Consider the following 15,396-nt stretch of genomic DNA (forward strand, 5'->3'; position numbering starts at 1 on the left):
GGAAGAACGACAATGGAAGACGCCATCGACAGGATCGCCTCCATCGCGGAGGGATCGAACCTGTTCGACCTGCGCGGCGAGCGCGAGACGATCCTGCGCCTCAGCCAGACCAGTTTCGTGGCCAGCCTGACGCCGCAGGACGAGGGAGAGCTGCCCGCTGCCGTGCGCGCGGCCCTTTCGGCACGCATGGCGCGGCTGCTGCGGGACGACGCCGCCGCCGCCCTCTATGACGGAATGATCGGCGATGCCGGCGCCGACGTGCGCGCTCTGGCCGACCCCGCCCATAAGCCGCAGGACGCCCGATTGGCCGTCATGGCAGCGCGGGCCGACAAGCTGACCCTGCAGCCCGAAACCGCAACGCGCGGCGATGTGACGGCTCTTGCGGAAGCCGGCCTGTCGACGCGGACGATCGTCTCGCTGACCGGGCTGATCGCCTTCGTCAACTACCAGCTGCGCGTGGCCGCCGGCCTGCGCGCCTTCAAGGGAAACTGACATGAGCCGGAGCCTAACCGATTTCACGCTGGACCCGGTCGGCTGGCGGCCTTACGTGCAGCCGGTGTCGCTGGACGCGGCCACCGATGCACAGAAAGATGCGCTGAAGATCACGCCATCGAACCGCAAGATCTCGGATTACGTGCTTGTGCTGGCGCACGATCCGGAAATGCTCGCCGAGCGCACACCCCTCTTCAACGACATTATGTATGCGCCGGGCGGCCTGTCGCGCGGCGAGCGGGAGCTCGGCTCGCTTGCGGCCTCGGTGCTGAACCACTGCATCTACTGCGCCTATGTGCATGCCACGCGCTATATCGGCGAAACCGGCAAGCGCGATGTGGTCGACGCCATCTATGCCGACAAGGACAAGGCCGCACTGCCGGCCCGCGAGCAGGCGATCCTCGACTATTCGGTCAAGCTGACGCGCGCCCCCCACGAACTGTCGGAAGCCGACACGCAATCGCTGCGCGACGTCGGACTGTCGGAGCTCGAGATCCTGGATCTGATCCATGCCGTGGCGATCTTCGGATGGGCCAACCGGCTGATGCACACGCTGGGCGAAGCGATCGAAGGGTGACCGCCGACCTGCCGGAACGCGGTAGCACAAGCGTGGAAGGCATGGCTGCGCCGCGCCCGTTTGCCGTCACGCACCGCTCTGTCCTGGCAATCGCCCTGCCGATGATGCTGACGCATCTGTCGACGCCGCTGGTGGGGCTGGTCTCCACCGGCGTCATCGGGCAACTCGGCAATGCCGCGCTTGTCGGCGGCGTCGCCCTGGCCGCCGTGGTATTCGACGTCGTGTTCGTGTCTTGCAACTTCCTGCGCGGAGCCACGACCGGCTTTACCGCACAGTCCGTCGGCGCCGGCGACAAGACGGAAGAGCAGACGATGCTGGCGGGCGGCATCCTGATGGCCCTTGCCATCGGCCTCTGTCTGCTGGCCCTGCAAGCACCCATAGGGCAGTTCGGCCTGTCCCTTCTAGGCGCCGACGGCGCCGTAGCGGACGCGGCGCAAACCTATTTCGCCATCCGCATCTGGTCCGCTCCCTGCGTTCTGTTCAACTACGTCGTCTTCGGCTGGATACTCGGACGCGGCGAAGCCTTCCTTGCCCTCGCCCTGCAGACGCTGCTCAACGGCCTCGGCATCGGCCTTGCCCTCTGGCTGGTGCTCAGCCAGGGGCATGGCGTTGCCGGTGCGGCCTGGGCGACGCTGGTTGCGGAGGCGGTCACCGCACTGGCCGGCGCCGCGATCGTCCTGATCAGAACCGACCGGCGGCATTGGCACCTGGGCCTGCTGCGCGACGGCTCCCGGGTGCGAAGGCTGTTCGGCGTCAACGCCGACATGATGGTTCGCTCCATCGCGCTGCTTCTCGGCATCTCTTTTTTCACGCGCGAAAGCGGGCAGTTCGGCACCGACATTCTGGCCGCCAACACCATCCTGCTGCGCTACTACTTCCTGGCGGTGTCGTTCCTCGACGGGGTCGCGGCCGCGGCAGAGCAATTGGCCGGCCGCTCGGTCGGCGCGCGCTACCGGCCGGCCTTTGAGCGTACGGTGCGGCTGACGACGCTTTGGGGCGTCGGTTTCGCCGTGGCCATGGCGGCGGCGATCCTGTTTACGGGCCCATCGGTCATCGCACTGATGGCGCCGACACCGGCGGTCGAGGCCGCCGCCCTCACCTTCCTGCCCTGGGCGGTGGCGTTGCCGCTGTCCGGTGTCATCGCCTTCCAGATGGACGGCATCTTCATCGGGGCGACATGGTCCCGCGAGATGCGCAACATGATGCTGGCGTCCCTTGCCATCTACATGGCGGCAGAGGCGGTGCTGACGCCCCATTGGGGCAATCATGGCCTGTGGCTGTCCCTGCTCATCTTCCAGGGTGCGCGCAGCATCTTCTTCCGGCTGTGGATGATCCGCCTGGTGCCGCGCACCTTTGCCTGAGCGACGATCAGCCCGGCGGGACGGGACAGCTCGTATCGCCCTCCTCGCAGGACAACAGAGTCTCCAGATCGGCGATGCGCGCGTCGGTCAGCGACGTCAGGCAGAGGGATCGAACCATCGGCTCGATACTGCCGCCCTGCACGGCCGACGTCCGGAAGGCGCATTCGGCATCGCGGAAGGCGATCCAGCGCCGCTGGGCGTCCACGAGGAGGCCACGGGCATCGGCATCGCCGGCAAGCCGGCCTTCCACCGTGCGGTATAGCTGGTTCAGCTTCTTGTCCGAGACGCCCAAAGCCTTGGCACTGCATTCGTTGAGCTCGAGTTGGGTTTGCGCGGCATCGCAGGCCGAGCTCTCATTCGTCTGTGGCTGGCTCTGCGCCGGCCCGGCGGCGCACATGATGATCGCAGATACTGCGAAGACAAGACGCATCGTTTCTCCTTTCGACGATCGCGCGTGTCGCCCTGCGTCATTGCAGGGCAGACCTTCCCGAGGCGCATGGCCGACGCATTGTAAGTCGGCACAAGCTTTAAGATAAGCACTGGAATGTCAGCAACCGGAAGACGCGCATATGAAGCACAGTTCAGACAACAGCCCAGGCACCCGGTCGGGCCTTCTGACGATCAGCCGCCGCCAGCTTCTGGGCGGCGCGATGGCCGGTGCAGCGGTCGCCACGCTTCCCGGCTGTGCGGCTGCGACCGTCGAGGCGGACCGCACCGTGGATGTCGTGCTGATCGGTGGCGGCGTCATGAGCGCGACCCTCGGTGCCCTGTTGCGGCAACTCGAACCCGGCTGGACGATGGAGATGTTCGAACGCCTCGATGCCGTCGGGCTTGAAAGCTCCAACGCCTGGCACAATGCCGGGACCGGCCATTCGGCGCTGTGCGAGCTCAACTACACGCCGGAAGACGAAGACGGACATATCGACGTCACCCGTGCCGTCCGGATCAACGAGTCCTTCCAGATCTCCCGGCAGTTCTGGTCGTCGATGGTTACTCGCGGCGTTCTGCAAAATCCGCGAAGCTTCATCAATGCCACGCCCCACATGAGTTTCGTCTGGGGCGAGGACGATGTGGATTTCCTGCGACGCCGCCATGCTGCGCTGGTGGAACAGCCTTTGTTCACCGGCATGCGCTTCTCGACGGATCCGGTGGAAATCCATCAATGGGCGCCGTTGCTGATCGAGGGCCGGGACACGACCCAGCCGATTGCGGCGACATGGTCGGGCCTCGACACCGATGTCGATTTCGGTGAATTGACCCGCCAATATGTCGCCCATCTCCAGTCGGCGGAAAACTTTGCCCTCCAATTGTCCTGCGAAGTCGAAGGTCTGGAGCGCAATGCCGACGGCACATGGAAGGTCATCTATGCGCCGACGAACGGGTCCGACCGCAAGGCGGTGAATGCCCGGTCGGTGTTCATCGGTGCCGGCGGCGCGGCTATCCTGCTGCTGCAGGAAAGCGCAATTCCGGAAGCGGGCTCCTATGGCGGCTTCCCTGTCGGCGGCTCCTTCCTCGTCAACCGCAACCCTGCGCTTGCCGATCGCTACCTCGCCAAGGCCTACGGAAAGGCGGCGGCCGGTGCGCCGCCCATGTCGGTGCCGCATCTCGATACGCGGGTGATCGACGGCGAGCGTGCGCTGCTGTTCGGCCCGTTTGCGACCTTCTCGACCAACTTCCTGATGGAGGGGTCGCGGCTCGACCTCCTGTCCTCCGTTCAGACCACCAATATCGGCCCGATGGTGCATGTCGGGCTGGATGAGTTCGGTCTGGTGCAGTATCTGGTCGGCGAAGTGCTCCAGTCGCAGGAAGACCGGATAGAGGCGCTCCGGGCCTATTTCCCGGATGCGGTGGCGGACGAGTGGACGCTCGTCCAAGCCGGCCAGCGGGTGCAGATCATCGATCGCGACGAATCCGGGCGCGGAAACCTGGAGTTCGGCACGCGCCTGGTGGTGGCCGAAGACGGCAGCATCGCCGCCCTTCTCGGCGCATCTCCCGGTGGCTCGACCGCGCCGTCAATCATGCTGGACGCCCTTCAGGAAATGTTCCCCGACCGGTTCGCCACGCCCGAATGGCAGGCCACGATCCGGGAAATCGTGCCCGGCTTCGGCACGCAGTTGAATACCGAGCCGGAGCTGTTCCGCTCGCTGCTATCGCAAACCACGGCGACCCTTCAGCTCGAGCTGCCGGAGCATTTGCCCGAACCGGCCTGATCCGCATTCCCCACGCGGCGCGGATCATCCGCGCCGCGCAGCCTCGATGACGGCGATGTCGATCTTGCCCATGGTCATCATGGCTTCGAAGGCACGCTTCGCCTCGATGCCGCCGGCCGCGATCGCGTCTGTCAGCGCGCGAGGCGTGATCTGCCAGGATATGCCCCATCTGTCCTTGCACCAGCCGCACTGGCTTTCCTGTCCGCCATTGCCCACGATGGCGTTCCAGTAGCGGTCCGTCTCTTCCTGATCGTCGGTCGCGATCTGGAAAGAGAATGCCTCGCTGTGCTTGAACGCCGTTCCACCATTGAGGCCGATGCAGGCAATGCCGGCCACCGTGAAATCAACCGTCAGCACATCGCCGGCCTTGCCCGACGGGTAGTCACCCGGCGCGCGGTACACCGCTGCGACGCGGCTGTCCGGGAACGTCTCGGCATAGAAGCGTGCCGCCTCCTCGGCTTCATTGACGTACCAGATGCAAACTCTGTTCTTCTCGGTCGACATTTCGCGAACCCCGTCTCTCCCAATAAAAGGTTTATATCAACCTATTCGATGGCTGTCGACCGGTCGGCGGAACCCTGCCGTAAGCGGCAACCCGGCAGCGCCGGGCTGCCGCCGCCGTCACCCCGCAATCGGCGGATCGAGCCGCGCAAAACCCTCCTGCCGGCGATACGGGAAATGGGGGTACGGCGCGGTCACGGCGCTGGCTTCGTCCAGCCTTGCCACCTGGTCGGTCGTCAGGCTCCAGCCGACCGCGCCAAGGTTCTGCCGAAGCTGGGCTTCGTTACGCGCACCAACGATGACCGAGGACACGGTCGGCCGCCGCAGCAGCCAGTTGAGCGCGATCTGCGGTACGGTCTTGCCGGTTTCCTCGGCGATCTCGTCGAGCGCGTCGACCACGCGGTACAGATGTTCGTCGTCCACGGGCGGGCCGAACTCGGCTGTCGCATGCAGCCGGCTACCGTCGGGCAACGGCGTGCCGCGGCGGATTCTGCCGGTCAGCCTGCCCCAGCCGAGCGGGCTCCAGACCATCGCCCCAAGCCCCTGATCGTCGCCCAACGGCATCAGATCCCATTCGTAATCGCGCCCGACCAAAGAGTAGTAGACCTGGTTGGCGACATAGCGCGGCCAGCCATAGCGGTCGGCGACGGCCAGCGATTTCATGATCTGCCAGCCGGAGAAGTTGGATACGCCCACATAACGCACCTTGCCGGCGCGCACGAGCGTATCGAGGGTCGAGAGCACTTCCTCGACCGGCGTGCCGGCATCGAAGGCGTGAAGCTGCAGGATATCGATGTAGTCGGTCTGCAGGCGGCGCAGCGCATCCTCGACGGCGCGGATCAGCCGGAACCTCGATGAGCCTGCATCGTTCGGCCCGTCGCCCATCGGCAGGCTGGTCTTGGTGGAGATCAGGACGGTATCGCGCCGCCCCTTGATGGCCTCGCCAAGCACGGTCTCGGAAGCGCCGTTCGAATAGACATCAGCGGTGTCGAACAGGTTGACCCCGGCCTCCAGGCATATGTCCACAAGGCGGCTGGCCTCCGACGTGTCGGAACTGCCCCAATTGCCGAATAGCGGGCCGGAACCGCCGAAGGTGCCGGCGCCAAAGCTGAGGACCGGTACCTTGAGGCCGGATTTGCCGAGTGGCCGATAGTCCATGTGAAGGCTCCTGGGTGATAAGCCGGAAACGATCTGGACAAGATAGACGCTCCTACGGCGATGACGTAGACGGTGATCGGGAACATCATCTATGAACTGAATTCATAGAGTGGCGATCGGGTCGGGCAGGCAGGATGGGCAGCCTCAATCATAACCGCTCCGGCGAGATGGACGTGTTCGTCCGCGTCGTCGAACTCGGCGGCTTTTCACCCGCCGCGCGGGCTGCGCGCATGACGCCATCGGCGGTCAGCAAGCTGATCGCGCGGCTGGAAGCGCGCCTCGGTGCGCGGCTGCTGAGCCGCTCGACGAGACAAGTCCGGCTTACGCCAGAGGGTTGTGCCTTCTACGAGCGGGCGACACGCATCCTAGCCGATATCGAGGATGCGGAACGCGCGGCAGGCGCAGGTGAACAGGCGGTGGGCCGCGTGCGGGTCAATACCAGCGCCTCCTATGCCAACCATATCCTCGCGCCGATCCTGCCGGCTTTCATGGCAGAGCATCCGGGCGTCACACTCGATATCGTACAGACCGATGCCGTCGTCGACCTCGTAACCGAGCGCACAGACGTGGCGATCCGGGCGGGGCCATTGAAAAGCTCCAGCCTCGTGGCGCGCAAGCTGGGCGAGACGGCGCTGATGATCGTGGCCGCGCCCTCCTATCTGGATCGCTGGGGCGAGCCCCGCTCAATCGCCGATCTCGAGGCGCATAATTGCCTTGGCTTCGGCTATGCCCGTGCCGTCGATGGCTGGCCGCTGCGCGGCAACGGCGGAACCGTGTTTGTGCCGGCGACAGGACGGGTGCAGGCAAGCGACGGAGAGGGCCTGCGGCATCTAGCTCTGTCTGGCGTGGGCCTTGCCCGGCTTGCTGCGTTCACCCTGCGCGAAGACATTGCCGTCGGACGGCTCGTGCCGGTTCTTGGCAATCTCGATACGGGCGAGAGGGAACCCTTCCACGCCGTCTATGTCGGTCAGGGTGGCCCCCTGCCCTCGCGTGTGCGGGCGCTGCTCGACTTTCTCGCCGCGAACGGCAGGGTCTCTTAGGCGCCTTCGCCGCCGACCTCAAGGCCAGGGGCCTTCTCTGACGGTTGCCCGAGCCGGCAGCCTGTAAAGGCTTGCCCATGAAAGAAGAAAGGCCCCGCCCGGCGTGTTGCGCCGGACGGGGCCCTGGATCGTGCGGGTGGATGAACCCTCCCTGTGTCAGCGCGTCCCTGCAGCCGAGCCGCGGCTGAACAGCAAGGCCACTCCCTTGGACAGGATCGGCCAGAGGAGAAGCAGGATCGCAAGGCCCATGATGCTGCCGACAAGGGCGTTGGACCAGAAGATCGACAGGGAGCCGCCCGAGTAAAGCATGGACTGGCGGAAGGCGTCCTCGGCCTTGTCGCCCAGAACCATGGCCAGAACCAGCGGTGCGATCGGATAGTCCAGCCGCTTGAAGATGTAGCCGACAATGCCGAAGGCCACGGCCATGAGCACATCGAACTCCGCATTGGCCACCGTATAGGCGCCGATCAGGCAGACCACGATGATGATCGGGCCGATGATCCCGAAGGGAATACGCAGGATCGACGCAAAGAGCGGCACCGTGGCCAGCACAAGGATGACGGCGATGATGTTGGACATGTACATCGAGGCGATCAGGCCCCAGACGAAATCCGGCTGCTCGACGAACAGCAAGGGGCCGGGCTGCAGTCCCCAGATCATCAAGCCGCCCATCATGACGGCCGCCGTTGCCGATCCGGGAACGCCGAGCGCCAGCATGGGCAGTAGCGCGGAGGTACCGGCCGAGTGGTCGGCCGTTTCCGGCGCGATCACGCCTTCAGGCTCGCCCTTGCCGAAGTTCTTGCCGTACTTGCCGAAGCGCCGGCCAAGACCATAGCTCATGAAGGACGCAGCCGTCGGGCCGCCGGGCGTGATGCCCATCCAGACGCCGACCGCGGCCGAACGCAGGAAGGTGACCCAGTAATGCGGCAGGCGCGCCAGCGCCTTGAAGATCTCGCGGATCTCGATCTTGGATGAGACGCCCTTGAACTTCATCTCCTCCTGCACGGTCAATAGCAGTTCGCCGATGCCGAACAGGCCGATCACCGCCACCAGGAAGGATATGCCGCGCAGCAGATCGGTGAAGCCGAAGGTCAGGCGCAGCTCGCCCGACACCGTATCCATGCCGACCGTTGCGAAGGCCAGGCCCGCCAGCAGCGAAACGGCAGCCTTCATGGGATCGCCGCCGCCCAGCCCGATGAAGGAACAGAAAGCCAGGAGGTAGATGGCGAAGAATTCCGGCGAAGAGAAACGCAGCGCGAAATCCGCGATCCAGCCGGCCAGGAGCGTGATGACCAGAACGCCGGTCAGCGCACCGAGGCCCGCCGAGAAGAAGGCGGTCGCCAGCGCCTCGGTGGCCCGCCCGTTCTTGGCCATGGGATAGCCGTCGAAGGTGGTGGCCACCGATGACGGCTCGCCGGGAATGTTGAACAGGATGGATGTCGTCGATCCGCCGAACAGCGCACCCCAATACATGGACGACAGCAGGATGATCGCCGACACCGGCTCCATGGTGAAGGTCAGCGGCAGAAGCAGCGTGACGCCGTTCGGCGCGCCGAGACCCGGCAGGACGCCGACGAGGATGCCCAGCAGAACGCCGAAGACGATCAACCAGACATGGTAGAAGGAAAATGCAACGGAGAAGCCGTGCATCAGATTGGCGAAATCGGCCATTGCGCGTCTCCTCTTAGTAGATGCCGATGGCGGGCATGATGATGCCCTTGGCCAGCGGTACCTGGAACCACCACTCGAACATGAAGAAGAAGGCCGCCATGACGCCGACCGAAATGGCGAGCGCCTTCGGGAAGCCGGTCTTGCCCAGCGTGATGATCGAGAAGAGCAGGAAAAGCCCACCCGACAGATAGAGGCCGAGCCAGGGGATCAGCGCCGCGCAGATCGTTGTCGGGACGAGGATCGAGCCGATGCGGCCGATGGCCCCGTCCGGCATGAAACGCACGTCGAGCCCGGCATCGTCATGCAGCGCCGCCGGCCCGGTGACCTCCGGCGCTGTCTGGGTGGGTGCCCTTCGACGATGGCTCAGGGCATAGCGGGCCGCGATGACAAGCCCCAGAGCCAGGAGCAGGATCCCGATCCGGAAGGGGAAATAGCCCGAGGCCGGCCCGAAATCGGTCCAGCCGATACCGTTTTCCAGGCTGCCATAGGCCGTGATAGCACCCAGAAGGGCGACGCATAGGCCGGTGATGACTTCGACATGGCGACGCGTCAACATCGCGCGTTCCTCCCGCTCTTGCAGCGCCCGTAGGCAGAAAGCCAAGCGCGGGGCGGAGACTCCTCCACCCGCCCCGCCCTGTGATCGCGTTACTGGACGAGCCAGCCGTCGGCTTCGAACTGCGCGCGCGACTTCTGGACATCGGCGGCAATGAAGCTCTTGAAGTCGTCTCCGGCCATGAAGCGGGCCGTCTGCGACGTCGTCTTCAGGTAGCTCTGGAACTCCGGCGTCTCGGATGCCTTGCGCAGCAGCTCGGTGTAGTAGGCGATGGCCTCGGCCGAAACGTCGGCAGGGGCGAAGACCGTGCGCGGCATCTGGTAGCTATCGATGGCCAGTCCCTGCTCCTTGCAGGTCGGGATGTCGTTCCACGACATCGTCTCGGTGACCTTGTCGGTATAGGCCATGCGCTCCGGCGCCATGACGCAAAGCGGCTTGGCCTGCCCTGCCCGCCATTGGCCGACATTCTCGGCCGGGTTGTTGGTGTTGGCGTCGATATGGTTGCCGGCCAACTGCACCGCCGCCTCGGAACCGGACTTGAAGGGGATGTACAGGAACTTCGCGCCGGACACGTCTTCGATCTGGCGCAGCAGCGTCTGGTCCACATCCTTGGACTGCGAGCCGCCGAAGCGCAGCTTGCCGGGCGTTTCCTTGCCGGCCGCGACGAGGTCGTTGATCGTCTCGTAAGGGCTGTCGGCCTGCACCCAGACGATGAACTCGTCCACCGCAAGCGTGGCGACCGGCGTCAGGTCTTCGGCCTTGTAGCCGAGGCGCGTGACCAGCGGCAGCTGCCATTCGTTGGAGGTGCCGAAGATCAGCTTGTGGTCGTCGCCCGCCGATCCGACGCCATAGATGAAGGCTTCGGCGCCCGAGCCACCGCCCTTGTTGGCCACGACGACGTTCTGCTCGGCCAGCTTTTCCTTGGCGATTGCCGCCTGAAGCTGGCGGGCGAACTGGTCCGTACCGCCGCCGGCGCCACCCGCCGCGATGAACTCGACAGGCTTGGACGGCGCCCATTGGGCCAGCGCTGGCCCGGCCGCAAGAGCGGCGCCTATGGCGATGAGGCTGGACAGGATCGTCTTCATGGCAATTCCTCCCGGAAATGATGATGGGCGCCCCCGGCACCGAGGCCGGCGGGGCGGCAAGCGTCAGTGTCGCGGTTGCGCCTCCAGCGCGTCCGCAATGGTACGGGCAACGAGCGCCAGCGAGACGGCACCCGCATCCGGATGCCCGATGCTGCGGGCCGCAAGCGGCCGTGCGCGGCCAAGGCGCGGCGACAGATCGCGCGTCTTGTCGGCGGCCTCGGTGGCGCGCGCGGCGGCAACACGCCAGGCCTTCGCCAGATCCTGCCCGGAGGCGGCCTCTGCCGCGAGCGTATCCACGAAGGGCACAAGGGCATCGACGAGCGTCTTGTCGCCGACCCGCGCCCGGCCGAGCTGCGTGACATCCGCAAGGGCTGCCTGCATGGCGGCTGCAGCGGCCTGCACATCGATGCGCGCTGCATCGCCGATGGCGGTGCCGAAGCCGCGCAGGATCAGGCCCCAGATGGCGCCGGACGTGCCACCGGCCGTGTCGGCCCAGGCATCGCCCGCAACGGCAATGACGGTACCCGCACCGGCACCGGCCGTCGCGGCATTCCGCGCCGCCTCGGCGGCCGAGGCGGAGCCGCGCCGCATACCCTGGCCATGATCGCCATCGCCGGCGATGGCATCGATGCGGCCGAGTTCGTCTTCGGCTTGCGCCAGCGCGGCGGCCACCGTGGCGACGATGCCGGCCACGCACTCTGCGTCGGCTTTCGACGCTGCGCTTGCCTGCGGATAGTCGACCGGCCCGGCTGCGTCTTCGCGCACCGGATCGGCCGCGGCGCGCGGCTCCACCGTGCCGCGCCGGAAGGCAGCCGTGTCGGCCGCCGCCAGCCAGAGCGGCTCCAGATCGGCGTCCAGATAGGTCAGCGTCAGCGAGCAGCCGGCCATGTCGAGGCTGGTGACGTATTCGCCGACTTCCGGCGCCACGAGTTCCAGCCCGGCATCGCGCAGACGCGCCGCCACATGCGTCCACAGGACGAAGAGTTCTTCGTATTTGGTGGAGCCCAGCCCGTTCAGGATCGCCGCCACGCGCCCGCCGGCGCCCTCGGGCCGCTCGGCCAGAAGCGGCTCGACCAGAAGCTGCGCAAGCGCCTTCGCGCTCATCGCCGGCTCGTCGCGGATCCCCGGTTCGCCGTGGATGCCGAGACCGACCGCCACCGTGCCCGGCGCCACGGTAAAGAGCGGCCCATCGGCGCCCGGCAGCGTGCAGCCGGAGAAGGCGATGCCGAAGGATACGGTCCTGTCATTGGCGCGGCGCGACAGCGCCTCCACCGTGTCGAGATCCATCCCCGCTTCCGCGGCGGCCCCGGCGATCTTGAATACGGGTACGTCGCCGGCGACGCCGCGGCGCTTTTCGCGCTCGGAGCGGTCCGCGCTGGCGACATCGTCCGTGACGGCCAGCACGCGCACGTCGATGCCCTCGGCGCGCAGGCGGGTTGCCGCCGCGCCGAAATTCAGGACGTCGCCCGCATAATTGCCGAAACCGAGCACGATGCCGGCGCCGTTGTCGGCCTGGCGGCAGATGCGTGCCACGCTTTCGGTGGACGGCGAGGCGAAGACGTCACCGGCCACCGCCGCATCGGCAAAGCCGACTCCGACATAGCCGGCAAAGGCCGGGTAGTGGCCGGAGCCACCGCCGATGACCAGGGCGACCTTGCCCTCCGGGGTCTGCGTCGAGCGCAGGACCCCGCCGCGCACCGGCGCCACGATACGGGCATTGATGTCGCAGAAGCCTTCGAGCGCGCGGGCGGCGAAGCGTTCCGGTTCGTCGAAGATCGTGGTCATGCGCGTGCCTCCGGACGAGGAAGGATCCGGCGCAGATAGTCGCGGTTGCTGGCGCAGACGCTGAGTCCGTCGCCGCCGTAATGTTCGAGCAGCAGCGCCGAGTTGAAACCGTGCGCCAGCACCATGGACAAGGCGGCGCGGTAATTGATGATGCCGGATTCCAGCGGCGCGGGATGCGTGACGACACGGCCGTCGGCGCTCTCGTCGCGGATGTAGTTCTTGACGTGCCAGTAGCGGCACAGCGGCGCCAGCCTGGCCATCATGTCTGCCCATTTCTCGACCGGGCGGTGCAGACGGATTAGATTGCCGATATCGGCGTTGACGCCGACATTGGGAAGATCGACCTCGGTTACGAAGCGGGCGGCGCTTTCGGCGGTGCCAAGGTAAGTGTCCTCGTACATTTCGAGCGACACTTCCATATCGAGTTCGGCGGCATGCAGGCCCAGCTCGCGGACACGCTCGACGGCCAGGCGCCACATGGCCGGATCGTCGGGATTGCGCACGCCATCCTGCGTCCAGAACCACAGAACCTGCTTCTGCCGCTCGGTCAGCGGGCCGAAGAAGCCGAAGGAGACCGCCGATGCGCCGATTTCGGCTGCGGCGTCGATCACCCGGTGGCCATAGCTCACATTCGCCTCGCCGACGGCCGGATCGGCGTCGATGAGGTTCTTGCGCGCCGTCGAGACGGCCGGAATGCTCAGGCCGAGGCTTGTCGCGACGTCGCGAAACTCTTGGCGGCGCTGCGGCGACAGATCGCCCACGCGCAGCCAGCAATCGGTCGGATCGAGTTCGGTGAAGCCGGCATCGGCGATCTCGGACAGGGTGGCGGCCCATTCATCCGCGCTCTGATCCTGCACGCTGCGCCCGTCGGGCAGCTGGTTCGCATACTGGATCATGGCGGCGGCGATCGGCCAGTTCGTCCGATCGTAGCGTTGCCGTGCGTTGGCGCCGAATGCTGGCATTCCCATGCCCTGTCCTCCCGAAAAGCGTAACTGGCCGCGGCTCCCATGCACGCGGCGCGCGGCCGGTCAGGCCGCGGCAGGCGCAGCCGTGCCGATGCGGCGCTGGTTCGCCATCCGCACGGCGAGCCGGAATGCCTCGCGCGTCGCACCTAGATCGGCGATGCCCTTGCCTGCAATGTCGTAGGCCGTGCCATGGGCCGGCGTACACAGAGGGAAGGGCAGCCCGCCCATCATGGTCACGCCCTTGTCGAAGCCCATCATCTTCATCGCGATCTGGCCCTGGTCGTGATACATGGTCAGCACGGCGTGGAACTCGTCCTTCAGCGCCCGCAGGAAGACCGTATCGGCCGGAAACGGCCCCTCGACGTCGTAGCCGCGCTCCTGCGCCGCCTTGACCGCCGGTTCGATCACGTCGATCTCTTCCATGCCGAAGGAGCCGCCATCGCCGGCATGCGGGTTCAACCCGGCAACCGCCACGCGCGGCTTTTCGATGCCGGACTGCTTGAGGCACCGGACCGTCAGGTCCACCTCGGCCAGGATGGCGTCGACACTCAGATGCTCCGAGACGTCCTTGAGCGGAATGTGCGAGGTAACCCGCGCATTCCAGACCTTCTCCAGCACGTTGAACTCACGCACCTTGCCGTTGAAGCCGGTGACGTCGACCACGAAGCGGATCTCGTCGTCATAGCCCGGATAGGCGTAGCGCATGGCCTTCTTGTTGAAGGGCGTGAACATCACGGCATCGGCGCGGCCGGCATCGGCCATTTCGAGCGCCTTGCGGAAATTGGTGGTGGCGAAGGTGCCGCCCTTGAGCGTGGCTTCGCCGCGCTCGACCTCGTCAGGTGCAAGATGCTGCAGATCAACCATGGCATGGCGCTCGCCGGTCGGGGCGCCGGGTGCTGCCAGCATTTCGAGGTCTAGCTCGACGCCGGCTTCCTGCGCGCCTTTGTCGAGGATGCGGCGATCTCCGATCACGACGATGCGGGCGGCTTCCCGCGTTTCCGGATCGGCCAGAAGCATGGCCGTCAATTCGGGGCTGATGCCAGCCGGATCGCCCATCGCCAGGGCGATGACTGGGCGCGCATTTGCGGTTTCGACGGACATGGCGGTTCCTCCCCGAGCGTTCATCGGCGGTATCTGTAGCCAACAAAAATGCACGCATCAAGCGTTTTGTATTCTGCATACAGCATTTTCGTTTGACGCTGACTGGCTGGCATGTTGGAACTGCTCTAGTGGTTTCCAGGTGCGCATCGCTGCAGCGATGGCGCACAAGGGGCCGGCAGATCCGAGGTGAAGATGGTTGAATCGCTAGCGATCGCAGGCGCAGGCCGGAGTGCGGCGACACCGGACGGTGGCACGCGCCGCATATCCCGCCAGTCGCTCCACGATACGCTTGTCGGACACCTGCGCGACATGATCATCGAGGGGCAGCTTCCGCCCGGCTCCCGACTGCATGAGGGCCAGCTCGGCGAAGAGCTCGGCGTTTCCCGCACGCCGCTGCGCGAGGCGATCAAGTACCTTGCCAGCGAAGGGCTGGTGGAGCTTGTCCAGAGCCGTGGCGCCGTCGTGAAGCGCTTCGACGCCAAGGATGTCCACGATATGCTTGTGGTCATCGGCAATCTGGAAGAGCTGGCGGGTCGCCTGTGCTGCCGGAACGCGTCGGACGCCGAGATCGCCACCATACGCGCCGCCCATGACGAGATGACGCGCCTTTACGGCATCGGCGACCGGCTCGCCTATTACAAGCTGAACCAGGAGATCCACACCCTCATCGTCCGCTATTCCGGCAACGAAGCGCTGTCGCATGTCCATGCGACACTGCAGATGCGGTTGAAGCGTATCCGCTTCATCGGCCATGAGGGGCCGGAGCGGTGGGCGGCGGCCATCGCCGAGCATGAAGAGATGATCACCGCGCTGGAACGGCGCGATGGCGATGCCCTGGCTGAAACGCTCGGTCGCCACCTGCGGAACGCATGGGAGCGCGTGAAGGGCGCGGTCTGA

The 15,396-nt window shown here is 66.0% G+C and carries 15 protein-coding genes; 6 read left to right on the forward strand and 9 right to left on the reverse strand.

The window, feature by feature from the left end:
- The first annotated feature begins 12 nt into the window (after positions 1 to 12).
- From AUL31_RS10625 to AUL31_RS10635, 3 genes are read left to right on the forward strand one after another with little or no spacing between them, the layout of a single operon-like run.
- On the forward strand, positions 13 to 492 hold the full coding sequence (locus AUL31_RS10625) for a CMD domain-containing protein (protein WP_060605773.1): 480 nt from the start codon (positions 13 to 15) through the stop codon (positions 490 to 492).
- A 1-nt stretch (position 493) separates the two neighbouring features.
- Positions 494 to 1,069 (forward strand): peroxidase-related enzyme, encoded by a 576-nt coding sequence (locus tag AUL31_RS10630; RefSeq protein ID WP_060605776.1) that lies wholly within the window; start codon positions 494 to 496, stop codon positions 1,067 to 1,069.
- 41 nt (positions 1,070 to 1,110) lie between these two features.
- Positions 1,111 to 2,430: an MATE family efflux transporter gene (locus AUL31_RS10635; RefSeq protein WP_060606092.1), complete on the forward strand. Its 1,320-nt coding sequence runs from the start codon at positions 1,111 to 1,113 to the stop codon at positions 2,428 to 2,430.
- Between the two features lie 7 nt (positions 2,431 to 2,437).
- On the opposite strand, the gene AUL31_RS10640 is transcribed toward AUL31_RS10635, so the two are convergent.
- Entirely contained in the window at positions 2,438 to 2,860 is a 423-nt protein-coding gene (locus AUL31_RS10640) for a lysozyme inhibitor LprI family protein (RefSeq protein WP_073469115.1), read from the reverse strand.
- A 139-nt stretch (positions 2,861 to 2,999) separates the two neighbouring features.
- On the opposite strand from AUL31_RS10640, the gene mqo reads away from it, so the two are divergent.
- On the forward strand, positions 3,000 to 4,640 hold the full coding sequence (mqo, locus tag AUL31_RS10645) for a malate dehydrogenase (quinone) (RefSeq protein ID WP_082646899.1): 1,641 nt from the start codon (positions 3,000 to 3,002) through the stop codon (positions 4,638 to 4,640).
- A gap of 24 nt (positions 4,641 to 4,664) precedes the next feature.
- Here the strand turns inward: mqo and AUL31_RS10650 are convergent, their stop codons facing one another.
- The gene (locus tag AUL31_RS10650) at positions 4,665 to 5,144 is read right to left on the reverse strand and encodes a VOC family protein (protein ID WP_060605780.1); all 480 of its coding nucleotides are present in this window, start codon (positions 5,142 to 5,144) and stop codon (positions 4,665 to 4,667) included.
- A gap of 117 nt (positions 5,145 to 5,261) precedes the next feature.
- Positions 5,262 to 6,299: an aldo/keto reductase gene (locus AUL31_RS10655; RefSeq protein ID WP_060605784.1), complete on the reverse strand. Its 1,038-nt coding sequence runs from the start codon at positions 6,297 to 6,299 to the stop codon at positions 5,262 to 5,264.
- A gap of 134 nt (positions 6,300 to 6,433) precedes the next feature.
- Here AUL31_RS10655 and AUL31_RS10660 point away from each other — a divergent pair, with 134 nt between their 5' ends.
- Entirely contained in the window at positions 6,434 to 7,339 is a 906-nt protein-coding gene (locus AUL31_RS10660; protein WP_060605787.1) for a LysR family transcriptional regulator, read from the forward strand.
- 156 nt (positions 7,340 to 7,495) lie between these two features.
- Here AUL31_RS10660 and AUL31_RS10665 read toward each other — a convergent pair whose 3' ends face one another.
- The 6 genes from AUL31_RS10665 to AUL31_RS10690 form a co-directional block, all read right to left on the reverse strand.
- The gene (locus tag AUL31_RS10665; protein ID WP_060605790.1) at positions 7,496 to 9,010 is read right to left on the reverse strand and encodes a tripartite tricarboxylate transporter permease; all 1,515 of its coding nucleotides are present in this window, start codon (positions 9,008 to 9,010) and stop codon (positions 7,496 to 7,498) included.
- A gap of 13 nt (positions 9,011 to 9,023) precedes the next feature.
- Positions 9,024 to 9,566 (reverse strand): tripartite tricarboxylate transporter TctB family protein, encoded by a 543-nt coding sequence (locus tag AUL31_RS10670; RefSeq protein ID WP_060605793.1) that lies wholly within the window; start codon positions 9,564 to 9,566, stop codon positions 9,024 to 9,026.
- Between the two features lie 89 nt (positions 9,567 to 9,655).
- The gene (locus AUL31_RS10675) at positions 9,656 to 10,648 is read right to left on the reverse strand and encodes a tripartite tricarboxylate transporter substrate binding protein (RefSeq protein ID WP_060605796.1); all 993 of its coding nucleotides are present in this window, start codon (positions 10,646 to 10,648) and stop codon (positions 9,656 to 9,658) included.
- Positions 10,649 to 10,711: 63 nt separating this feature from the next.
- On the reverse strand, positions 10,712 to 12,433 hold the full coding sequence (locus tag AUL31_RS10680; protein WP_060605799.1) for a dihydroxyacetone kinase family protein: 1,722 nt from the start codon (positions 12,431 to 12,433) through the stop codon (positions 10,712 to 10,714).
- Positions 12,430 to 13,401, reverse strand: a complete 972-nt coding sequence (locus tag AUL31_RS10685; protein WP_060605803.1) for a sugar phosphate isomerase/epimerase family protein — start codon at positions 13,399 to 13,401, stop codon at positions 12,430 to 12,432. The genes AUL31_RS10680 and AUL31_RS10685 overlap by 4 nt, the downstream gene beginning before the upstream one ends.
- Positions 13,402 to 13,461: 60 nt before the next feature.
- Positions 13,462 to 14,499 (reverse strand): 4-hydroxythreonine-4-phosphate dehydrogenase PdxA, encoded by a 1,038-nt coding sequence (locus AUL31_RS10690; protein ID WP_143190168.1) that lies wholly within the window; start codon positions 14,497 to 14,499, stop codon positions 13,462 to 13,464.
- A 192-nt stretch (positions 14,500 to 14,691) separates the two neighbouring features.
- Here AUL31_RS10690 and AUL31_RS10695 point away from each other — a divergent pair, with 192 nt between their 5' ends.
- Complete coding sequence (locus AUL31_RS10695; RefSeq protein WP_060605808.1) at positions 14,692 to 15,396, forward strand: GntR family transcriptional regulator; 705 nt, start codon at positions 14,692 to 14,694, stop codon at positions 15,394 to 15,396.

Origin of the sequence: Aureimonas altamirensis (assembly GCF_001463885.1) — a bacterium.
Lineage (GTDB): Bacteria > Pseudomonadota > Alphaproteobacteria > Rhizobiales > Rhizobiaceae > Aureimonas > Aureimonas altamirensis.